This is a genomic window from Gilliamella sp. wkB108 (assembly GCF_001690195.1).
In the GTDB taxonomy this organism is placed as follows: Bacteria; Pseudomonadota; Gammaproteobacteria; order Enterobacterales; family Orbaceae; genus Gilliamella; species Gilliamella apicola_L.
The window spans coordinates 13,286-36,926 of sequence record NZ_LZGM01000059.1; the positions used below are offsets into that span (position 1 = coordinate 13,286).

Annotated in this window: 20 protein-coding genes; 11 read left to right on the forward strand and 9 right to left on the reverse strand. The window is 35.3% G+C overall.

Translation table 11 applies throughout. The features are described 5' to 3' along the window. Entirely contained in the window at positions 1 to 732 is a 732-nt protein-coding gene (locus A9G11_RS05900; protein WP_065618575.1) for a 3-ketoacyl-ACP reductase FabG2, read from the forward strand. Continuing rightward, the gene (locus A9G11_RS05905; RefSeq protein WP_065618576.1) at positions 729 to 1,955 is read left to right on the forward strand and encodes a beta-ketoacyl-ACP synthase; all 1,227 of its coding nucleotides are present in this window, start codon (positions 729 to 731) and stop codon (positions 1,953 to 1,955) included. Before A9G11_RS05900 ends, A9G11_RS05905 begins: the two co-directional genes overlap by 4 nt. 111 nt (positions 1,956 to 2,066) lie before the next feature. Here A9G11_RS05905 and A9G11_RS14585 read toward each other — a convergent pair whose 3' ends face one another. Both A9G11_RS14585 and sohB read right to left on the reverse strand, forming a co-directional pair. Beyond that, entirely contained in the window at positions 2,067 to 2,465 is a 399-nt protein-coding gene (locus A9G11_RS14585) for a hypothetical protein (RefSeq protein WP_218056065.1), read from the reverse strand. 179 nt (positions 2,466 to 2,644) lie between these two features. Then, positions 2,645 to 3,754, reverse strand: a complete 1,110-nt coding sequence (gene sohB, locus A9G11_RS05915; protein WP_065618577.1) for a protease SohB — start codon at positions 3,752 to 3,754, stop codon at positions 2,645 to 2,647. A 146-nt stretch (positions 3,755 to 3,900) separates the two neighbouring features. Between sohB and A9G11_RS05920 the strand changes: the two genes are divergently transcribed. Both A9G11_RS05920 and A9G11_RS05925 read left to right on the forward strand, forming a co-directional pair. Further along, a complete protein-coding gene (locus A9G11_RS05920; protein ID WP_065618578.1) occupies positions 3,901 to 5,607 on the forward strand; it encodes a formate--tetrahydrofolate ligase in 1,707 nt (568 codons plus the stop codon). Continuing rightward, positions 5,607 to 6,359 carry an RnfABCDGE type electron transport complex subunit B gene (locus A9G11_RS05925; protein WP_065618579.1) on the forward strand — a complete coding sequence of 251 codons (753 nt, stop codon included), beginning with the start codon at positions 5,607 to 5,609 and terminating at the stop codon, positions 6,357 to 6,359. The genes A9G11_RS05920 and A9G11_RS05925 overlap by 1 nt, the downstream gene beginning before the upstream one ends. A gap of 61 nt (positions 6,360 to 6,420) precedes the next feature. Here the strand turns inward: A9G11_RS05925 and typA are convergent, their stop codons facing one another. Both typA and hemG read right to left on the reverse strand, forming a co-directional pair. Beyond that, entirely contained in the window at positions 6,421 to 8,247 is a 1,827-nt protein-coding gene (gene typA, locus A9G11_RS05930; protein WP_065618580.1) for a translational GTPase TypA, read from the reverse strand. Between the two features lie 153 nt (positions 8,248 to 8,400). Beyond that, complete coding sequence (hemG, locus tag A9G11_RS05935; RefSeq protein WP_065618619.1) at positions 8,401 to 8,934, reverse strand: menaquinone-dependent protoporphyrinogen IX dehydrogenase; 534 nt, start codon at positions 8,932 to 8,934, stop codon at positions 8,401 to 8,403. A 152-nt stretch (positions 8,935 to 9,086) separates the two neighbouring features. On the opposite strand from hemG, the gene glmU reads away from it, so the two are divergent. Both glmU and glmS read left to right on the forward strand, forming a co-directional pair. Then, positions 9,087 to 10,466, forward strand: coding sequence for a bifunctional UDP-N-acetylglucosamine diphosphorylase/glucosamine-1-phosphate N-acetyltransferase GlmU (gene glmU / locus A9G11_RS05940; protein ID WP_218056068.1), 1,380 nt, complete (start codon positions 9,087 to 9,089; stop codon positions 10,464 to 10,466). 10 nt (positions 10,467 to 10,476) lie between these two features. Beyond that, entirely contained in the window at positions 10,477 to 12,309 is a 1,833-nt protein-coding gene (gene glmS, locus A9G11_RS05945) for a glutamine--fructose-6-phosphate transaminase (isomerizing) (RefSeq protein ID WP_065618581.1), read from the forward strand. Between the two features lie 141 nt (positions 12,310 to 12,450). Here the strand turns inward: glmS and A9G11_RS05950 are convergent, their stop codons facing one another. Beyond that, positions 12,451 to 12,795, reverse strand: coding sequence for a DUF7079 family protein (locus A9G11_RS05950; protein ID WP_065618582.1), 345 nt, complete (start codon positions 12,793 to 12,795; stop codon positions 12,451 to 12,453). Between the two features lie 521 nt (positions 12,796 to 13,316). Here A9G11_RS05950 and A9G11_RS05955 point away from each other — a divergent pair. From A9G11_RS05955 to rlmKL, 5 genes are all read left to right on the forward strand, one after another. Further along, positions 13,317 to 13,601 (forward strand): hypothetical protein, encoded by a 285-nt coding sequence (locus tag A9G11_RS05955; RefSeq protein ID WP_065618583.1) that lies wholly within the window; start codon positions 13,317 to 13,319, stop codon positions 13,599 to 13,601. Between the two features lie 759 nt (positions 13,602 to 14,360). Next, entirely contained in the window at positions 14,361 to 16,256 is a 1,896-nt protein-coding gene (locus A9G11_RS05960) for a PTS mannitol transporter subunit IICBA (RefSeq protein ID WP_065618584.1), read from the forward strand. An 82-nt stretch (positions 16,257 to 16,338) separates the two neighbouring features. Then, on the forward strand, positions 16,339 to 17,502 hold the full coding sequence (locus A9G11_RS05965) for a mannitol-1-phosphate 5-dehydrogenase (RefSeq protein WP_065618585.1): 1,164 nt from the start codon (positions 16,339 to 16,341) through the stop codon (positions 17,500 to 17,502). 9 nt (positions 17,503 to 17,511) lie between these two features. After that, positions 17,512 to 18,063 (forward strand): MltR family transcriptional regulator, encoded by a 552-nt coding sequence (locus A9G11_RS05970; protein ID WP_065618586.1) that lies wholly within the window; start codon positions 17,512 to 17,514, stop codon positions 18,061 to 18,063. Positions 18,064 to 18,256: 193 nt separating this feature from the next. After that, a complete protein-coding gene (rlmKL, locus tag A9G11_RS05975) occupies positions 18,257 to 20,377 on the forward strand; it encodes a bifunctional 23S rRNA (guanine(2069)-N(7))-methyltransferase RlmK/23S rRNA (guanine(2445)-N(2))-methyltransferase RlmL (protein WP_065618587.1) in 2,121 nt (706 codons plus the stop codon). 266 nt (positions 20,378 to 20,643) lie between these two features. Here rlmKL and A9G11_RS05980 read toward each other — a convergent pair whose 3' ends face one another. The 4 genes from A9G11_RS05980 to A9G11_RS05995 form a co-directional block, all read right to left on the reverse strand. Then, the gene (locus tag A9G11_RS05980; RefSeq protein WP_065618588.1) at positions 20,644 to 21,132 is read right to left on the reverse strand and encodes a hypothetical protein; all 489 of its coding nucleotides are present in this window, start codon (positions 21,130 to 21,132) and stop codon (positions 20,644 to 20,646) included. 317 nt (positions 21,133 to 21,449) lie between these two features. Then, positions 21,450 to 21,920 carry a hypothetical protein gene (locus A9G11_RS05985; RefSeq protein WP_065618589.1) on the reverse strand — a complete coding sequence of 157 codons (471 nt, stop codon included), beginning with the start codon at positions 21,918 to 21,920 and terminating at the stop codon, positions 21,450 to 21,452. A gap of 453 nt (positions 21,921 to 22,373) precedes the next feature. After that, positions 22,374 to 22,802 (reverse strand): universal stress protein, encoded by a 429-nt coding sequence (locus A9G11_RS05990; RefSeq protein WP_065618590.1) that lies wholly within the window; start codon positions 22,800 to 22,802, stop codon positions 22,374 to 22,376. 86 nt (positions 22,803 to 22,888) lie between these two features. Beyond that, the gene (locus A9G11_RS05995) at positions 22,889 to 23,380 is read right to left on the reverse strand and encodes a GNAT family N-acetyltransferase (RefSeq protein WP_081298437.1); all 492 of its coding nucleotides are present in this window, start codon (positions 23,378 to 23,380) and stop codon (positions 22,889 to 22,891) included. Between the last annotated feature and the right edge of the window lie 261 nt (positions 23,381 to 23,641).

Below are 23,641 nucleotides of genomic sequence, written 5' to 3' on the forward strand. Positions count from 1 at the left end.
ATGAAACGAACAGTACTTATCACAGGAGCAAGTAAAGGGATTGGCAAAGCCATTGCACTTAAACTTTCACAAGATGGATTCAATATTGTTGTACATTATCACAGTGATAAACCAGGCGCTCTTGATACACTAAATCGTATTAAACAATCAGGTGGAGAGGCGCGTTTACTGCAATTTGATATTAGTCACCGCTCACAATGTCAACAAATTATTGAAGCTGATATTGAACAATATGGGGCATATTACGGCGTCATTAATAATGCAGGTATAATTCGTGATGGTGCTTTTCCTGCTTTAACAGAGAATGACTGGCAAGACGTTATTCATACCGATCTTGACAGTTTTTATAATGTATTACATCCTTGTGTCATGCCTATGATAGGATTGCGTTCTGGCGGAAGAATTATTGTTATTTCTTCTGTGTCGGGAATAGTTGGTAATCGAGGGCAAGTAAATTATAGCGCTGCTAAAGCGGGTTTAATTGGTGCAACTAAAGCACTGGCGCTTGAACTTGCTAAACGAAAAATTACGGTTAATTGTATCGCGCCGGGTTTAATTGATACCGGGATTTTAGATATGGAACCTATTGCTTTACAAGAAGCCATGAAAATGATCCCTTTAAAACGAATGGGTCAAATAGATGAAGTTGCAGGACTGGCAAGTTACCTTATGTCTGATATTGCTGGATATGTGACACGTCAAGTAATATCTATCAACGGAGGGATGATATGACAAAACGAGTAGTTATCACTGGAATGGGTGGTGTCACTGCATTTGGTAATGACTGGAATAATATCCAAGACAGACTAAAAACATTAGAAAACGCCGTTAGATATATGCCTGAATGGGAAATTTATGACGGATTGCATACTAAATTAGGTGCGCCTATCGATCATTTTGAATTACCTGAGCATTACACCAGAAAAAAAACTCGCTCAATGGGACGAGTCTCCTTACTATCAACCAAGGCAACAGAAATCGCATTGGAAAAATCAGGATTACTTAATGATCCTGTTCTTACTAATGGACAAACTGGAATAGCATTTGGCTCATCAACCGGAAGTACTCAACCTGTCGCTTCATTTGCTACCATGTTAAATGAAAAACACACTGATAACATTACTGCCACAACCTATATACAAATGATGCCTCATACTACTGCGGTAAATACCGGACTCTTTTTTGGGTTAAGAGGACGATTAATTACCACCTCCAGTGCCTGTACTTCCGGAAGTCAGGCAATTGGATATGCCTATGAAGCAATAAAATTTGGTATGCAAACGGTTATGGTAGCCGGTGGCGCTGAAGAGTTATGCCCCTCTGAAGCAGCTGTATTTGATACTCTATTTGCTACAAGTCAAAAAAATGATACACCCAAGCTTACACCAAAGCCATATGATCGAGATAGAGACGGATTAGTCATCGGTGAAGGTGCTGGTGCCTTAATATTAGAAGAATATGAACATGCTAAAGCTCGCGGTGCCAAGATATATGGTGAAATTATCGGCTTTATCACCAATTGTGATGCTAGCCATATCACTCAACCACGACAAGAAACTATCCAATATTGTATGGAACAATCCCTAAAGCAGGCCGGTTTGGAGCCTAATGCAATTGGTTATATCAGCGCTCATGGTACAGCCACAACGCGAGGCGATATAGCCGAAAGTAATGCCGTTGCCAACATATACGGAAATAAAACACCTATATCATCATTAAAAAGTTATTTTGGACATACGCTTGGCGCCTGTGGCGCATTAGAAGCTTGGTTATCGATTGAGATGATGCATTCAGGTTGGTTCAATCCGACAATCAACTTAAATAATATCGATCCAGATTGCGGTGACCTTGATTACATTGTTGGTTCTGGTCGTCATTTAGATATTGAGTATCTACAAACCAATAATTTTGCTTTTGGTGGGATTAATACTTCAATTATCATCAAACGCCTATAAATAATTGGTTCATAATAATAAATAGCAGTATCCAAAATATTGCTATTTATTACCATTCGTTAATCATAATCGCAAAGTCATAAATGAGATGATAACCAAACAGGCTATCATTTAATTTCTTTCAGATCTGATCCATGCCCAAAAACTCTCTTGTTGTTTTTCAGGTGAAACAATATCTTTATCTTCAAAATCAAAAATAGAAACAAGATCATCTGTTGAAGCATTTTTACCTTGTTGATATTCATAAGCGACGCGACCACCCGCCATATCTCGCGACATTCTTGATGGGTAAACATTTTGTTTAGCCCCTTTGCAAAGAAAAGTGATAGTAGGAAAAACAGTTCTTAAAGTACAAAAACAGGTAAACAGATCATTATCCGTCACTTCGTAAGATTGTTGATCGTGAAAGACAATTTTTAGTGTACATTGTTCAGCAATGGCATAATAAATATCTGCATTTTCAATTTTATCTGAACGAATGATGCTAATTTGTTGATGTTCAAAATTCATTAAGATACTCTTATGTATTGATTTATTTTATAATTAGTTACCCACCTAACTGGGCTTATTTTTTAGTTAGTGCTAATTTATTTCGACTAAAAAAAACACCAAATCAACAAAAACTACTACATTATTGATTAAAAATTAAGATTTGTATATACCTACATTTTCATCATAAAAAAAGGGCTTTATAGCCCTTTTCCTTGTCTGAGAAATAATCGCTCAAGACTTTTTACCACATTTTTAGAGATCTTTTCCGATAGTTTCTGTTTACGTTGGTATTTTACCGAAACAATTTTATGTGATGCTAAGTGAGATAAAATAAAATCATCACTGGTACTAATTTCATCAACTAAACCTTTATCTTTGGCTTGGCTGGCAAACCAGTGTTCACCTGTCGCCACTTGTTCTATATCCACATTAGGTCGATATTCTTTAACAAAATCTTTAAACAATAGATGGGTTTCTTCAAGTTCTTGTTTGAATTTTTGACGACCTTCATCTGTATTTTCACCAAACATGGTAAGTGTACGTTTATATTCACCCGCAGTTTGTAACTCGATATCAACATCATGCTTTTTAAGCAAACGATTAAAATTCGGAATTTGTGCAACCACACCGATTGAACCCACAATGGCAAAAGGTGCAGCCACTATTTTATTAGCTGTACAGGCCATCATATAGCCGCCACTAGCAGCCACTTTATCCACCACTGCTGTAAAGGAAATATCGCGTGTTCTAAAACGTAATAGTTGTGAAGCAGCCAATCCATAACCATGAACTACGCCACCGGGACTTTCTAGCTTAACCACTACTTCGTCTTCTGGCTTAATAATAGCAAGCACAGCGGTTATTTCTTGACGCAACTCCTCAACTTCATGGGCATCCATACTACCATTGAAAGACAAAACAAACAGTTTAGGTTTTACTTTATCATCCGTTTCGCCACTAGTCAGTGTTGTCGGCGTTTGTGAAACGGTCTGATTTTCAGACGATTCATTATTTTTGACGTGTTTCTTTTTTTGTTTAACGACTGATTTTGCTTGTTTTTTCTCGAGCTTTTTTTGCTTTTTAAGATCTTTAGTAAACTGCTTCGCTTCAAGTTCATCCATACTAGACATTAGCATGTCATCTTTAATTTGTTCATATTCTTTACTAATATCCTTAACTGACAAACGTCCAGCAACCGTGGCCGATTTTCGCCGTTGACTTAATATAAAAATAAGTACAGCTAAAATAGCTAACACGACCGTCACAGTTTCTGCCAAAAAAAGAGAATATTGTGAAAACCAATTCATTTATTAATTATCCTTCTGCTTGAATGTACACGCTATTATAACAAGATAATCATTAATTGTGCCTATAATTAATAAAGATAAAATTGTCACTTTCTTCGACAATTTAAATTAATTATACTGACAATCTATACTATTAATCTAAGAGAATGAAAATGTCTTTACGTCCAATTACTGAAATTGCATCACAGTGTAATATCCCAGATAAATTTGTTTTACCTTATGGCAAACATGTCGCCAAAATTGATTTATCAATCATCAATGAACGTACCAACAAACCTCAAGGGAAACTAGTACTTGTTACCGCAATTACCCCTACCCCACTTGGAGAAGGCAAAACAGTCAATACCATTGGACTAAGTGAAGGATTAAATTACATTGGTAAAAAAGCCATTGCCTGTATCCGACAACCAAGTTTAGGTCCTGTTTTTGGTGTAAAAGGCGGAGCTGCCGGTGGTGGGCAAGCTGAAGTGTTACCTATGGAGACATTAAATTTACACTTAACTGGTGATATTCATGCTATTACCGCAGCACATGACTTAGCTTCGGCGGCACTCGATGCAAGGCTTTATCATGAAGATCGTCTTGGTGATGATTTCACTGCGCAAACAGGACTACCTCGTTTGAATTTCGACCTAAACCGCATTGTCTGGAAACGCGTTATTGATCATAACGATCGTGCTTTACGCCATATTACTGTTGGTATGGGTGGTGGTGTCAATGGTATTGAACGTCGTGACGGCTTTGAAATTACCGCAGCTTCAGAATTAATGGCGATTTTAGCTTTAGCTTCTGATCTACATGATATGCGAGCGCGTATTGGCAAAATAATCTTAGCTTATGATACGCAAGGTAATCCGATTACTGCCGAACAATTAGAAGTAGCGGGTGCTATGACAGTACTTTTGAAAAATGCGATTAACCCAAACTTAATGCAAACAGTTGAAAATACACCGGTATTAATTCATGCTGGGCCATTTGCTAATATTGCTCATGGTAACTCATCGGTCATTGCTGATCGCATTGCCCTACAGCTTGCTGATTATGTGATCACCGAAGCTGGTTTTGGTTCGGACATGGGCATGGAAAAATTCTTTAATATTAAATATCGTCAAGCTGGCATTAAAGCTTCGTGTATTGTATTAGTTGCAACGGTACGTAGTTTAAAATCTAATAGTGGTAAATATAACATCAAACCCGGTCAAGGCATTCCTAAAGAAGTTTCAGAGCCTAATGTAGAACTATTGGAACTGGGTGCAACGAATTTAGCCTGGCATATTAACAATGCGAAAAGTTATGGATTACAAGTTATTGTCGCCATTAATCGTTTCCCTCATGATAGTGAAGAAGAACTCGCTTTTTTACAAAAATATGCCATTGATCATGGTGCATTTGCTTGTGAAGTCAGTGAAGCATTTACCCAAGGGGGTAAAGGTACAGAAAAATTGGCTCAGCACGTTATAAAAGCTTGTGAGATACCAAGCGAAATTAAATTACCTTATACTGATGATATGCCTTTACTGGATAAAATCCAAACTATGGTAAAAAAATATGGTGCAAATAAAGCCAATTTATCTGAACAAGCATTGAAAAATATTAGAGAGATAGAAGCATTGAAACTCGATCACTTACCGCTTTGTATTGCCAAAACACCAATGTCAATCAGTGCTGATGCCAATTTAAAAAATGTACCAACTAATTTTGATGTTGATATTAGTCATTTGGCTATTTCAGCAGGAGCAGGTTTTATTCGCGTTTATGCGGGTAATGTCATGACTATGCCTGGATTAGGAACTAACCCAGCTTATCGACATATTGATATTGACAAAGATGGTAATATTGTAGGTTTAAGTTAATGCAAGAAGTTATTATGCAAAACGAACAACAATATAAAGCGTATATCGACGAAGAAAATTGTATTGGTTGTGGAAAATGCATCCGTGTTTGTCCAACCGATGCTATTGTCGGAAGTAAACAAGTATTACATACTATTTTGCCACAATTTTGTACTTCCTGTAGCAATTGTATCAATACTTGCCCGACTGACTGTATTACCTTAAGTACTTTGGGCTTAGCACTCAGTAAAAATGAAGAGTTGCAACTAACAGAGAAGAAACAACAAAGGTTAAGTCATAATCAACTGGTACCACCAACTATTTTGTTTCCTGGTACGATGTCAATGACTCACACTCATAGTAATACGCTAAAAGACCGCAAGCAATCGGTTGCAGATGCAATTGCCAGAGTTAAAGCGAAAAAAAACCTCGCCGTTGCATCATCCGCTCCTGATGTGACAAACAGCCATGCGAATACCTTAGAAGACCGCAAACAATCGGTTGCAGATGCAATTGCCAGAGTTAAAGCGAAAAAAAACCTCGCTGTTGCATCATCCGCACCCGATGTGACAACCAGTCATACTAATACCTTAGAAGATCGCAAACAATCGGTTGCAGATGCAATTGCCAGAGTTAAAGCGAAAAAAAACCTCCCCGTTGCATCATCCGCACCTGATGTGACAAACAGCCATGCGAATACCTTAGAAGACCATAAACAATCGGTTGCTGATGCGATTGCCAGAGTTAAAGCGAAAAAAAACCTCGCTAATTAGCGAGGTTTTCTATGTCAATATATGATCAACAACAAATTGCTTGTTGATACAATAAAGCCACTTAGTCTTTATTATTACTTCTAAATGCACGTTTACGATCATTTTCAGTTAAATGCCGTTTACGCAAACGAATAGATAAAGGTGTTACTTCCACTAATTCATCATCATCAATGAATTCTAACGCTTGTTCTAATGACATCTTAATTGGTGGTGAAAGTGTTGTTGCTTCATCGGTACCTGATGCTCGCATGTTAGTTAATTTTTTACCGGTTAAACAGTTAACCGTTAAATCATTCGAACGAGTATGAATACCAATTATTTGACCTTCGTAAACTTCAGCACCGTGACCTAGGAATAATTTACCACGATCTTGCAAGCTATAAAGAGCATAAGCTAACGCTTTACCAGTACCGTTAGAAATCATCACACCATTATTGCGTTGACCAATTTCGCCCGGACGAACATCATCATAATGACTGAATGTCGAATAAAGTAAACCTGTACCAGAGGTCATTGTCATAAACTCAGTTCTAAAACCGATAAGACCACGGCTTGGAATAACATAATCTAAACGTACTCGTCCTTTACCATCAGGTAACATATTAGTTAAATCGCCTTTACGTAAACCAAGAGCCTCCATTACTGAACCTTGATGTTGTTCTTCAATATCAAGCGTAACTTGTTCAAATGGCTCTTGTTTTTTACCGTCGATTTCTTTGTAGATAACTTTTGGACGAGAAACGCCTAACTCATAACCTTCACGGCGCATATTTTCAATTAACACAGATAAATGTAGCTCGCCTCGACCTGACACTTTGAACGCATCGGGATCAGGTGTTTCCTCTACACGAAGAGCAACATTATGCACCAGTTCTTTATTTAAACGTTCAAGAATTTGACGAGAAGTCACATATTTACCTTCTTTACCGGCAAAAGGAGAACTATTAACATTAAAGAACATAGTAACAGTTGGCTCATCAACACTTAATGCTGGTAAAGCTTCTACAGCACTATTATCACAAATCGTATCAGAGATACCCAGTTCGCCAAGACCTGTCAAAGCAATAATATCACCTGCTTCGGCAACTTCCGCTTCATAACGTTGCAAGCCTAAATGACCTAATACTTGACCAACTTTACCTGCTCGTTTATTACCTTCGCTATCAATAATTGTTACTTGTTGATTTGGTTTAACTCGACCGCGTTTAATTCGACCAATACCAATTACACCAACATAATTATTATAATCTAACTGCGAAATTTGCATTTGGAATGGGCCTTCTAAATCAACTTTAGGCGGCTCAACATATTTTACAATCGCTTCAAATAGTGGTGTCATATCTGAAGCCATATGTTCATGATCTAGACCGGCGATCCCCATTAAAGCCGATGCATAAACAATAGGGAAATCTAATTGTTCATCTGTTGCACCTAAATTCACAAAGAGATCAAATACCTGATCGACAACCCAATCTGGACGTGCGCCTGGACGGTCAACTTTATTAATTACTACAATAGGTTTTAAACCATAAGCAAAGGCTTTTTGGGTAACAAAACGCGTTTGTGGCATTGGTCCATCCATTGCATCAACTAATAGTAATACTGAATCAACCATTGACATGACACGCTCTACTTCACCACCAAAATCGGCATGACCCGGAGTATCTACAATATTAATTCGATAGCCATTCCAGTTAATTGCTGTATTTTTAGCTAAAATAGTAATACCGCGTTCTTTTTCAAGCGCGTTAGAGTCCATTATTCTTTCATTATCATCACCACGCAGATTATCTAGCGTACCTGACTGTTTTAATAACTTATCAACCAATGTTGTTTTACCATGGTCAACATGAGCAATAATGGCTATATTTCTTAAATTTTCAATCACAATTAAAATCCCAATTAGGAGACAGATTCTTTAGGCGCGATATTGTACACCTTTTTATTTGAAATGTTGATCTATATCACAAAGTTTCTTTAAAAGAACTTTACGAGCAGATAAAGGCAAAAAATAATTACTATTTTGTAAAGAAGTTTCAGGTCAACTATATGTTTCAGTATAAAGCTTAGTTGCAAACTCATCGACTTTAGACCAATCAGTATATTCAATGACTGGTTTAGTCACATCAGTATCACCTTTACCTAGCCACATAATAAAACGGATCATATTACGGTCGAACCAATTATATTGAGGGTAATAGAGTGCGCCTGCAAATACCGCAGTAATTGTCGGTTTCCAAGCTATTTTAGCCAGAAATTTTTTAGTATATAAATTGGTTTCAGGTGTATTTTTATTTGGTTTCCTCGCCACCACATTCACACCAAAAAAGGCCGATGGCATGCTATTTAATTTTTGATAATTATTATCAATAAATTTTTTCATTACCTTACTATAAAATCCGTAACGAATTGAACAACCAAGCAGAGCTGCTTGATATTTTGCAAGATCAACTTGAGTATCAGGCAACAGCTCAATCAAATCACAATCAAATTTTTCATCTAAACGTGTTTTTATTCGTTGCATAATTTTAAGCGTTTGCTTTTCATGTGTGGTATAGAGTAATAAAACTTTCATATCAATGCTCATGATATTGATTCCTTATTAATTATAATACTCAGTTTGAACCAAGATTACTTTTTTTACTATAAAAATTAATAAATTCGGGGTGATTTAACCATAAACTTTTATTATAGTAGTAAACTTAACAAACTATAACGGAACTAATTATGGCAATTTCATCCCCAAAACTGAGTGCAATTATTTTGGCGGCAGGAAAAGGCACACGGATGTATTCTAACATCCCTAAAGTTTTACATAAAATCGGTGCTAAACCGATGTTACAACATGTTATCGATACGGTTGAACAACTCAATATCAATCAAATTAATATTGTTTATGGGCATGGCAAAGAACAACTGGAAAATGCGCTAAAAGATCAACCTGTGCAACTGGTTTATCAGGCGGAACAATTAGGCACGGGACATGCCGTTCAGCAAGCTATCCCATATCTTCAAGATGATGAAGATATTTTAATATTATATGCTGATACACCGTTAATTTCAGTAGCTACCTTACAAAATCTGATTGCGATTAAACCCAAACAAGGTATTGCATTACTAACAGTCTTACTTGACGATCCAACAGGATATGGTCGAATTGAGCGTAAAAATGGTAAAGTCGTTGCCATTGTTGAACAAAAAGATGCTAATGCTGAACAGCAAAAAATTAACGAAATTAATACCGGTATTATGATTGTTAACGGCAAACTATTAAAAAATTGGTTATCTCGTTTAACCAATAACAATGCCCAAAAAGAGTACTATTTAACCGATATCATCGCTTTTGCTCATCAAGACGGTTATGACATTTTAACCTCACACCCAGCGCAACAATTTGAAGTTGAAGGTATCAATAACCGTTTACAATTAGCCTCATTAGAACGTCAATACCAACAACAACAAGCACAGCATCTTCTACAAGCTGGTGTCACCTTACTTGATCCTGCTCGCTTCGATTTACGAGGTACGCTCATTCATGGTAAAGATGTCACTATTGATTGCAATGTGATTATTGAAGGCGATGTCAAACTCGGGGATAACGTGTTCATTGGTGCTGGATGTATCTTAAAAAATTGTACTATTGACGATAATTCTCAAATTAGTCCTTATAGTATTATTGAAGATTCAACGCTAGCTAATAATTGCACTATTGGACCGTTTGCTAGATTAAGACCAGGTAATAAGCTTGATGAACAAGTCCATGTTGGTAACTTTGTCGAACTAAAAAAAACACATTTAGGCAAAGCGAGTAAGGCTGGACATTTGAGTTATCTTGGTGATAGTGAAATCGGCAGTAACGTCAATATTGGTGCAGGTACTATTACTTGCAATTATGACGGCGCTAATAAATTTAAAACTATCATAGAAGATGAGGTATTTGTCGGCTCTGATACACAACTGATCGCACCGGTAACCATTGGTAAAGGTGCAACTATTGCTGCCGGTACCACCGTAACCAATGATGTTAATGACAATGAATTAGTTATAAGTAGAGTTAAACAAAAACAATTGGCTGGTTGGAAACGACCAACAAAAATCAAATCATGAGGAATAAATTATGTGTGGAATTGTAGGCGCGATAGCTAAACGTGATGTCGCAGAAATTCTATTAGAAGGGTTAAAACGATTAGAATATCGAGGTTATGATTCTGCTGGAATTGCGGTTATTTCACCTAAAGGAGAACTACAACGAATCCGGCGTGTTGGCAAAGTGCAAGCACTAAAAGATGCAGTTGAGGCTCATCCTCTTAAAGGTACTATCGGCATTGCCCATACCCGTTGGGCTACACATGGCGAACCAGCCGAACATAATGCTCACCCACACATATCAGATTTCATTGCAGTGGTTCATAACGGCATCATTGAAAATTTTGAACCTTTACGCGAAAAACTTATTGCTAAAGGTTACCAATTCCGTTCAGAAACCGATACTGAAGTTATTGCTCATTTAATTCACGATATCATCTCAACAGATGATTGCTCATTATTTGAAGCTGTACAAAAAGCGATACCACAACTACGTGGAGCTTATGGTACAGTAATAATGGATACCCGCAATCCCGATATTCTTGTTGCTGCCCGCTCTGGTAGCCCATTAGTTATCGGTTGTGGAATGGGTGAAAATTTTATTGCTTCTGATCAACTTGCATTATTACCTGTCACACGTCAATTTATCTTTTTAGAAGAAGGAGATATCGCACTTATCACTCACCGCACTGTTTCGATTCTGGACAAAAACTTCAAAGAAGTTACTCGTCCCAAAGTGGAGTCAGACGCGAGATATGATGCGGGTAGTAAAGCGGGTTTCAATCATTACATGCAAAAAGAGATTTATGAACAACCCAATGCCATAAAAAACACACTTGAAGGGCGCATGGCGCATGGTAAAGTTGATTTATCTGAACTGGGAGAGCAAGCCGAAAATATTCTTAAACAAGTTGAACATGTACAAATTGTTGCCTGTGGTACTGCCTATAATGCTGGTATGGTAGCTCGTTATTGGTTTGAAGCCTTAGCTGGCATTCCTTGTGATGTCGAAATTGCCTCTGAGTTCCGTTACCGTAAACCAGCTCGCCGCAAAAATAGCTTGTTTATTACGCTTTCACAATCAGGTGAAACAGCCGATACACTAGCAGCGTTACGATTAGCGAAAGAAAATCATTACCTCAGTACTTTAGCTGTATGTAATGTGGCGGCATCCACTTTGGTACGTGAAGCTGATCTTGTGTTATTAACTAAAGCTGGCGTTGAAATTGGCGTGGCATCCACAAAAGCCTTTACCACCCAATTAACCGTATTATTGCTATTAGTTGCCAAATTAGGACGATTAAATGACATGGCTCCAAGTACTGAGCAAAACATCGTTCAGGCACTACAAATTTTACCGAACCGAATTGAACAAGCATTAATGGCTGAACCACAAATCAAACAACTAGCAAGGCAATTTGTCGATAAACATCATGCCCTATTTTTAGGTCGCGGTGATGAATATCCTATTGCTATGGAAGCCTCTTTAAAACTCAAAGAGATATCCTATATTCACGCGGAAGCCTATGCTGCTGGAGAATTAAAACACGGGCCTTTAGCATTAATTGATGCCGATATGCCGGTCATTGTCATGGCACCAACGAACGAAATGCTTGAAAAATTAAAATCGAATATCGAAGAAGTGCGAGCGCGAGGTGGACAACTTTATGTATTTGCACAGCAAGATGCGGGATTTGTCAGTGATGACACCATGCATATTATCAACCTACCTCATATAGAAGAACTGACCGCACCAATTTACTACACTGTACCAACACAGCTACTGGCGTATCATGTCGCCTTAATTAAAGGTACCGATGTTGATCAGCCACGTAATTTGGCAAAATCAGTGACAGTGGAGTAAATTTCGCTGTATTAAATGTAACAATGTTGGTTTTGATATCCAAATCAGAACCAACGTTCTCACATTAAATCGATTGGATAAGGGAAAACCGACCGTCTCGAATTAAAAAACACTCACTCCTACGGAAGATTGTAGGTTTATTTATAATAGTTTTTTTAACATTTTCCATTCATAACTAAATTTGAATCGAAGATATTTAGATAACATATGTATTTTCATTTTACCTAAATAGGTATTTTCATTTTTTTTTATTTTATTAATCTCATTTATTAAATAATCTGAATCAAATCCCTGCCAAACGGGCGGAACTGGCGTTGTTAAATTATAAAAACAAACAGGTGCAACATAATTAAATAAAACTAATTCAACATGATTTATTGGAAATAATTTTGCGACTGAAGCGATCTGTTTATAATCAATTTCATTATCAACAAAAAGATCCGATAGGGCTTCATAAAGTTTTTCTTCACTTAGCACATGTTCCATTTAATTAATTCCTCTAATGTATCATCTAAACTATAATGGTAGCTGAACCACTATTTTTGTCTCTGAGGTTACAACTATAACCAACATTATAATGCCAATAAGTACATCTGTTTCATATATTCAAAAACTGACTGCACTAATTTATTATACTGTCTCAACTGAGTTATTAGCCTACCTTGTAGCGTTAATTAAAAGTAACTTTCGTAGATCAGCCACATAATTTGGTAAAATCAGTGACAGTGAAGATCTGAGAGATAAAATAAGAGATAAAGTGTAAAGCCTGTTAGCCCCAGTAAAAAAATTGCAACAAGATATGATAAGCCTTTTCAAAACTAGGTAAGCACATTAGTACTCACATAAAATTATATTTATTACCTTTGTTGATTGATTAAACTGAAAGAATAACAAATCCTAAACAACTTTAAAAAATATAAAACTATTGATAATTATGTGATAATTTTAACAAGGTCATTATCAAAAAAATGAATGTAAATTATTAGTTAAAAAATGGAGAAACAAAAATGGATGAAAAGAAAACCGAAGTTACAGATGAACATCTTGATGAAGATTTAGAAAAAGAGTTAATGAAAATTAACCATAAACCAATTAAAGCATTATTGATAATATTAGCATTGATTGTATCATTAGTATGTTATTTTATACTGAATTTAAGATTTTTAGGATCTTTAATAATTGTTACCTCTTCTTTTATAGGATATTTTTCTGCAAAAAAAGAGCAAGCACAAACTAATGAATTAGTAGAGAAATATAAACTTGCTAAAAAAAATAAAAAAGATGATAACTAATATAAATTAACATCATCATTGATCTATTAATTGTTTTTACTTTTGTTATTTTGGGTATCGTTTTTATTAATATGGATATGTTTATTTTTCCCAATTATTTTTTTAATTAATAGACATAGCATCGCAAACACCGCATTAAATACTATAATGATTGGTGTCGAAAAAATTAATAGATCATAATCTTTAGAATAGCTTAGAATTTCATTACGAAAATGCCAAATAATAAAATAAGCAATAAAAATAAAAAATTAATAGAATCTTATTATCCAGAGTACTTTTCTTAAGTTCTTTATTCTTCTGAAATGCTTTTCGTTATAATTTATATAACGTATACCTAAATAAAGCGGTACAAAATATATAATATAAAATACAATGTAAACCAAAATCACCACGTTTGTTTTATTTTTCCATTATTAAAGCTAATCCTAAAGTGTAAATTCTCCAATGTATCTCATCATTGATAAAAAATTATTATCTTATAAGCTACGAATTAAGTTATATAGAATAATAATTTAAATTATAATCATTTTCTATTTGTTAAAAAGTTTCAGGTTAAGTATATGTTTTAGTATATTTTTATGATGTTCTTTTCTTTTATACTGAATAAGTGTGATCTAAATCACATAATTTAAAAATACCCTACTTTATGTAGTGTGATGTACATCACATTTATTAACTATTTTTGATGAATCTTCTCAGCAGTTGCTTCTACAATAACACCATTATGATTATATCAATCAATAAGGAATGGTTAATATTATGACTACATCAAATATAAAATTAAAAGTCCAAAACTTTGGGCGGTTCCTGAGTAATATGGTGATGCCAAATATCGGCGCATTTATTGCTTGGGGATTTATTACAGCTATATTTTTATATAATACAAAAGATCCAACAGCTGGGGGCTGGTTCCCTAATGAAAAAATCTCAACATCATTTATTAGTCCGATGATCACCTATTTATTACCTTTATTAATAGGTTATACCGGCGGTAAGTTAATATATGGTGAACGGGGTGGCGTAGTTGGTGCAGTAACAACTATTGGTGTTGTGGTTGGTTCTTCAATTCCAATGTTCCTTGGTGCAATGATTGCCGGACCTTTAGGTGGATGGGTCATCAAACAATTTGATAAACTGGTTGACGGTAAGATCAAAAGCGGCTTTGAGATGTTAGTCAATAACTTCTCGGCTGGTATTATCGGTATGATTCTCGCGCTGATATCCTATGCCGCTATTGGTCCATTTGTTGAAGTTGCCTCTAACGCATTAGCTGTTGGCGTTAAATTTATGGTAAATAATAATCTACTTCCACTTACTTCGATTATTGTTGAACCAGCTAAAATTCTATTTTTAAACAATGCAATAAATCACGGGGTGTTTACTCCTCTTGGTATCAATGAATCCGTTGAAACCGGTAAATCTATTTTCTTTTTAATTGAAGCAAATCCGGGGCCGGGTTTGGGGTTATTGCTTGCTTATATGTTCTTTGGTAAAGGTGATGCTAAAGGTTCTGCAAGTGGTGCGGCTATCATCCACTTCTTTGGTGGGATTCATGAAATTTACTTCCCTTATGTCTTAATGAATCCACGTTTGATTATTGCCGTAATTTTAGGCGGTATGTCAGGTGTATTTACTTTAACTCTATTTAACGCTGGGTTAACTGCTCCTGCATCACCGGGTTCAATTTTTGCGGTAATGAGCATGGCAAAAGGCTCTTATATGGGTGTTACCTTAGCGGTTATTGCTGCCACAGTAGTATCATTTGTTGTTTCAGCTATTTTATTAAAAACCACCAAGGCCAGTGCTAAGAGCTTTGAAGATGCAAAATCTGATGTTTCAGCTATGAAAAGTGAAGCAAAAGGTATTGTTAATGGTACGTTAAATCTTGCTAAGGTAAGAAAGATTATTGTCGCTTGTGATGCTGGTATGGGATCTAGCGCGATGGGAGCAGGCGTGCTACGTAAAAAAGTACAAGATGCTAATTTAGATATTGATGTGGTTAATTTAGCTATTAATAATCTACCTGATGATGTCGATATTGTTATTACCCATAAAGATCTAACGGAACGAGCAAAACAATATGCACCAAACGCACATCATATTTCATTAACCAATTTCTTAGACAGCGGGTTATATACTCAATTAGTCGCAGAGCTTTTAGCGGCTCAAGGTATCACAGAAAAAACTGCATCGATTTCACATCAAGGATCATCTGAAACTAAACCACTTTTTAAATTGTCGGATAAAAATATCTTTTTAGGATTAACCGCCAACAGTAAAGAAGAAGCAATTCGCTTTGCCGGACAAAAATTAGTTGATAATGGTTATGTTGAACCAGCTTATATTGAATCAATGCTTGAACGCGAAGCATTAACTTCAACCTATTTAGGTGAATCAATAGCAGTGCCACACGGTACAATTGAGGCTAAAGATAGTGTGATTACAACAGGTATTGTATTTTGCCAATATCCGGCTGGAGTACAATTTGGTGAAGAAGCTGAGGATAAAGCTAAAATTGTCATCGGTATTGCTGCTCGTAATAATGAGCATCTTGATGTCATAGCGAAATTAACTAATGCACTCGATGATCCAAACATTATTGCGCAACTTGCAAGTACTAACAGCATTGAAGAAGTATTAGCAATACTTAGCTAAAAGCAAAAAAGCATTTCCCGCTCATCAGCGGGAAAATCAGTTAAAGATTTCAATTTAAAGATAACATTAAGGGCTTTTTATTATGCAAGCATTACACTTTGGCGCCGGCAACATTGGGCGTGGTTTTATTGGTAAACTATTATCTGATGCAAACGTACATGTTACTTTTGCCGATGTAAATCAACAAGTCATTGATGAAATTGCCAAACGTCATGAATATCCGGTCAATGTGGTAGGCGAACAATCGACAACAGAAATCGTTAAAAATGTTGATGCAATAAATAGTACATCAACACAAGTGAGTGACTATATTGCAAAAGTTGATTTAGTGACTACCGCTGTGGGACCGCAAATTTTAGCTCGTATAGCAGCAAGCGTTGCCAAAGGCATTATCGCGCGTCATCAACAAGGTAATACTAAACCACTCAATATTATTGCCTGTGAAAATATGGTTCGGGGTACAAGTCACTTTAAACAAGAGATTTTCAAAGCGTTACCAGAAGATCTTCATCATTGGGTCAATAGTCATATTGGTTTTGTCGATTCAGCAGTAGATCGTATTGTGCCACCTGCTACATCAAAAACAGGTGATATTTTAGAAGTCACGGTTGAAACATTTTCAGAATGGATTGTCGATCAAACCCAGTTTATTGGCCCTATTCCTCAAATTCAAGGCATGGAGCCAGTTGATAATCTTATGGCGTTTATTGAACGCAAATTATTTACACTAAATACCGGTCACGCAATTACTGCTTATCTTGGTTTTTATAATAATATTGGCACTATTCGAGATGCGATTTTAGATGAACGTATTCGTTTGATTGTACGTGGCGCTATGGAAGAGAGTGGATTAGTGCTTATTAAACGTTATCAATTTGACGAGCAAAAACACATGGCTTATATAGAAAAAATCTTATCTCGCTTTGAAAACCCTTATTTACATGATGATACAGCTCGTGTTGGTCGTCAACCACTTCGTAAACTGGGTGCAGGTGATCGTTTAATTAAACCATTACTTGGGACTTTTGAGTATCAAGTTAAAAATACTAATTTATTAATTGGTATTGCTGCTGCACTTAATTACCGTAATAACGAGGATGAGCAAGCGGTTGAATTGGAAAAAATGATAAAAGATAAAGGTATTAAGCCAGCATTTTGTCAAATATCGGGTATTGAGATCAACAATCCTATTGTTAAGCAGATTGAACAAATTTATACTGCAATGCAAACTCATCAATTTGTGTAACAACAACCGATGTCAGAATCGATATTAAAAGAAGATACTATTTTAGAAAAACTCAATCAGCAAGCTGATATTCACAGCTTGCTGACTGAGGCAATTAAGTTGATTAATGATAGTGTGAATAAATTGATTCTCAAAGTCTTTCGTAAAGAGCGTCACGCAATTAAATTTGTTATTCCGTCACTCATTGGTAAAAATGGCCCGCTTAATGATACGTCTGTATGTTTAAAACTCCTTTATGCTCTGGGTATTATCACGCGAGAAGAGTATGAAGATATCGAACTTCTTATGGCGATTTTAGATGAACTTGAACTGGATGATAAAAAATATACTTATCTTGATGATGAAATTCTAGGTCCTATTAGCTTACTGCATGATATGGTATTACCACCTAATTGGGCATTACAACAAGACGATGCCAAAGAAGCAGGTATTGTTGATGCGTTAAAATCATCCATGTACCAAAATCGTTATCAACAGATGATACGTTCAGCTCTTATCATCGCCATTACCGACCTTACTGTCCGCATTACCAATAAACAAAAAATTAATTACTTTCCATAACGACTTATTTAATAACAATTAATAACTATTTAACACCGCGTTTTTATACTCAAACATATAGTTAACCTGAAACTAATTTACAATAACTGACGTTTTTTATTTAACCAGCACGGTAGCTTTATCGGGCTTTATTTCCCACCTCTGTAATTAGTCGCTATAATGACGCCAATTTTTATCGTAAAGTGGATTATTCATGAAAACGTTATTTGCCAGCACCTCTCGTGGACTTGAGGAGTTGCTTAAAAAGGAGTTAGAGGAGATAGGCTCCGTTAATTGTAAAATTGTACAAGGCGGTGTCTATTTTGATGCTGATGAGAAGACATTATATCAATCATTATTATGGTCTCGTTTGGCGTCACGTATTTTATTACCGATTGCCGAATTTGATATCTATAGTGACTTAGATCTTTACTCTTGTGCTTTTAATATCAAATGGTCAGATATTTTTGCTGTTGATAGTTCATTTGTCATTAACTTTGTTGGCGTCAATGACTTTATTCGCAATAGCCAATATGGCGCACTTAAAATTAAAGATGCCATTGTGGATCACTTTTCACGCACAATGAATCAACGCCCGAATGTAGCTAAACAAGATCCTGATATTCGTATACATGCTTATTTAAATAAAAATCGGGTCGCGTTATCGATAGATTTAAGTGGAGATAGTCTGCATCAACGAGGTTATCGTCAACAAACCGGACAAGCGCCATTGAAGGAAAATCTAGCAACCGCTATTATCTTACGTTCAGGCTGGCAAGTGACAGCGCCACTCCTCGACCCCATGTGTGGTTCAGGAACCTTACTAATTGAAGCCGCCATGATTGCTAGTAAAATTCCGCCTGGATTACAGCGTAAACAGTGGGGCTTTTTTGCTTGGAAAGGCTTTAATCCGACTCTTTGGAATGAGTTACTGTTTGCCGCCAAACATAATGTCTGTAAACCTAACACACCATTTATCGGCTATGATAATAATGCGGTCGTACTTGAACGTGCAAAGCAAAATGCAATTCAAGCAGGTGTTAGCGATTTGATCACCTTTAAATTACAAGATGTGACCCAACTAACAAATCCATTACCACCTGAAAACACAGGAATGATTATCAGTAACCCCCCTTATGGTGAACGATTAGAGAGTGAACCGGCACTTATTGCACTGCATACAGCACTTGGTCAACAAATTAAACATAACTTTGCTGGCTGGCGTTTATCACTTTTTAGTGGTACATCACAACTATTAGATTGTTTACAAATGCGTGCCGAACGGCAATTTAAAGCCAAAAATGGGCCTTTAGATTGTGTCCAGAAAAATTACGTTATTGCCAAACGAGATCCTCAACAAAACACACAAACGCCAAACTTGCCGGCTACCGATTTTGCTAACCGATTACGTAAAAATAACCAGAAATTAGAAAAATGGGCAAAGCAAGAACAGTTGGAATGTTATCGGCTTTATGATGCCGATCTACCTGAATACAATGTGGCAATTGATCGTTATAAAGATAAGATCGTAGTGCAAGAATATGTTGCGCCTAAAAATATCGATCCACAAAAAACCCGTCAGCGGTTATTTGATATTATTAACGCCACCATGTCAGTATTAGGACTTACTGCCGATCAGTTAATCCTAAAAACGCGCGAAAAGCAAAAAGGTAAACAACAATATCAAAAACTAGCCCAACAACAGGACTACTTTTTAGTCCATGAATATGCCATAAACCAGCGTAAAACACAGTTTTGGGTTAATGTGACTGATTATCTTGATACTGGCTTATTTTTAGATCATCGTCTGGCGCGTAAAATGATTGGTGAAATGAGTGCCGGAAAAGACTTTTTGAATCTGTTTGCCTATACCGGTAGTGCAACTGTTTATGCAGGACTTGGCAAAGCTAAATCAACCACTACTGTTGATATGTCTCGAACTTATTTACAATGGGCAGATCGCAATTTAAAACAAAATGGGTTAACTGGCAAAAATCATCGTTTGATTCAAGCTGATTGCTTACTTTATCTTGCCCAAAGTGATGCACAATTTGATTTGATATTTATCGATCCACCGACATTTTCTAACTCAAAACGCATGAATGATACGTTTGACGTACAGCGCGATCACTTAAAATTAATGGCTGATTTAAAAAGGTTATTAAGACCGAATGGCGTTATTATGTTTTCTAATAATAAACGCGGTTTTAAAATGGATGATATTGGTATGAAAAATCTTGGTTTGTCATATCAAGACATCACCAGTCAAACCTTATCCCTTGATTTTAAACGTAACAAACAAATTCACTGCTGTTTTATTATCAAACATTTATAATACTTGAATTCAGCATAGAAATACCGCCAATTTGGCGGTATTTATTACTTTATAGTGTGTTGAATAAAACGAATAACCATTTAGTTAAAATATAATCTGCCCTTCTCACTTCATGTGAAATGACGACAATTTAAGCTGATTAGCTAGTAATACAAGATATTTGATAATTGAGTACTTTGTTAAAAATCAATACTAACGATAACTAGTGTTCACTTGAAAGTTATTGAGGTTCGAAACTTGAGAGAGTAAAAAACTAATAACGATTTTCAATATTTATCAATATTCTTTATACGTTTACAAGCAATTTCCTCTTTCATTTTTTTATTAATGATTTGTTTAATCTCTTCTGTCCCTTTTAAAACGATTATTTCTTCTGAAGTATAAAAACTAAATTTGTCCGATTGCATATAGTTGAACCCACTACTAAGTTTTCTTTTAATTCCATTGATGACTTCTTCTTTACTATTATTTTTTTGATATGCATCCAAATTAAAAGGGTTAATAACAGTGTCATATTCTGGAAAAACGATGTAATGCCCCATTAAGATATCATCTTTCATGTAATATTTAACGTAAAAATTCACACCATTACTTCCTCCTTTATCATAATCTTTGAATTGACCATTTTCCCAAACTGCAATTAAGTTAAATGCACTACACTCCCACTCACCAATAAGTGATTCATTCGTCACTTTCTTCTCTTCACATCCAACTAACGCTATGCATAGCAAACTAAATAATAGAATCTTTTTCATTTATCTTTCCCTGTTGTTATGAATATTTAACTATAATAATAAGGAAATTAAAAGCAGACATGTTTTCTGATGCCTTTTAAAATTAGCTTTAGTAATAGATTGATTTATTCGTTTTTTTAATACTATTCAAGTGGGCGTGTAAGTTAATTGCCATGCATCTGTTCGCATGTGAACAGATCTAACAAATTGTTTTCACAATGATTAATTATAAACCATGCATAAAAACCAATTAAATGGCAAGCGGTATTGTCGCGATTGTTTTGGATGAAGATCTGGAAGGAAATGAGGAACTTTTTGTGTTCCTCAAAATAGATCATTTACTTTGTGCGTTTACAGATTAATTCATGTTTTCGTTTCTCATTATTATCTTCATTTTGTTCGTCAGTTCCATTCACGTAGGTGACTTCTCGAATTTCGTTAAAATTATATTCGTCATTTGAGATATAGTTTAATTCAAGGATAGTCTTTATTTTAAGATTTGAAGATATCTCTTCTTTACCACTTTCTTTTTGAATTTCTTCTATACTAAAAGGTCTAGAATGCTCTTCGTCATCATTGTAAGTAGCCATTAAAGTATTATCTTTCATATAATATTTAACTTTAACTATTTCGCTTTTTTCTTTTACATAATCCAGAAATTGACCTTTTTCCCATTGCGCTCTTAAATCACTATAATCGCAAGACCACTCACCTACCAGCATCTCATTGCTAATTTTTTTCTCGCCCTCTTTTTCTCCGCATCCTACCAATGTTATTCCGATTAAACTTAATAATAGTAACTTTTTCATTCCTTTATCCTTATGATTTAAAAGTTGTTTAATAATAGATAATTATATTACTAACTGCAATAGCAGAAATGGTTGAATAATTCTCTTCTTTTCTTGATGATCAAAATTATGTTGATAATGAATTGAGTTAAATAGTGCTATTAACGATATATTGGTGTAATGGTAACTTATTTGATTTTAAATCTAAAAAAGCTGTTGACAGAAATTTGCAGAAATGAACTACATGAAGATAGGTTTTAAAAAGGCATGTCTTATCATGATGATATATATTATTGCTAAGGGAATTAACAAAATTCCCTTAACTTAGATATAGACTGAACGCAGTTTTAATAAACAATTTAAAATGTTTGAAACCAAAACCTCGTTGATAGATTGTAAAGATGTTTCAGGTTAACTATACGTTTTAGTATAAATATAACCTAAAAATCTATCATTTTCATCATTAAATTACCTCTAGCGTACAACTAATACGGAGGTTTTAGCGCCGCGAACCACGCCAGCCGCATTCGAACCTAAAAGATGCGTTGAGATATTTGGACGACGTGAACCGAGAATAATGAGATCTGGTTTAATCTCGTTTGCTATAGCAAGAATTTCGTCGCGCGGATTACCAAAAGCAATTGAAAATGATAAATTTTCTCTAGGTAAGTTAATAGTATCAATTAATTTATGTAACCACTGTTCTGTTTGTACCGTTGCTTGATCTTTAAATTCATCAAACCCGAATGAATACGCGTTAACAATTGCTGAAGCAACAGGTAAGGTATGGAAAAAAATGACTTCAGCATTAGATAATTTTGCCAGACATTCTAAGTGGGGAATAACTTTTTGAGTTAACTCTTCTTCTAAAATATCAACAGGAACTAAAATCTTTTTGTACATAATGACCCCCTATTTAGATTACAATCCCACTATTCTCATATAACAAAATGGGAACAACTATTACTATCATACGGATTTTTGTTGAATTATCTAATCATTTTTTCCATATAGATGACATTATTGAGTGGATTATGATAATAAGCCTTAATTTCGTAAAATCCCGACTGTAGATAGAGTGAATGAGCTGCTTGCATGGTAGATAAAGTATCTAAATAAATTTTTTTATAGCCTAATGATTTTGTTTGTTCTAGTGCTAACTTAATCAGACCTTTTGCAATTTTATGTCCCCGAAACGTTGGTTTTATATATAGTCGTTTTAACTCAGCTGTAGTTTGCTCAAAACGGCGGACGGCAACACAGCCAGCAAGTTGCCGGGAATTTGCATCGGTCACATAGGCAAGAATTAATGCACCTTCTGGATGATAGTACTTTTTTGCTATTGCTTCAAATTCAGCGTCAACATTTTGAAAAGTGAGATCAATCCCCAAAGATTGGGTATATTCAATAAAAAGTTGTTTGCCTTGTTCAAAATCGAAATCAGTTTGCGCAACGTGATAAGTGACTAACGGCATCGTCATTTACTCCTGATAAAACAGTTCATTTTATAATAAGATAGATATTTTTATCATTTTTCATAGCATTTATTGGTATGATTATTTTGCCAGATAAGTTTCATTGATTAAATAAAGTTCAACGAGTAAATTGGATAATAAGTAATGAAATGATATAAATATAGCGTCATTTGTACCATAAAATGACATTGATATTTTAATTGAACATTTTACTTTTACTTTTTTTATAATATAAATCAATGAATAAACGCTTCACATATAATGATT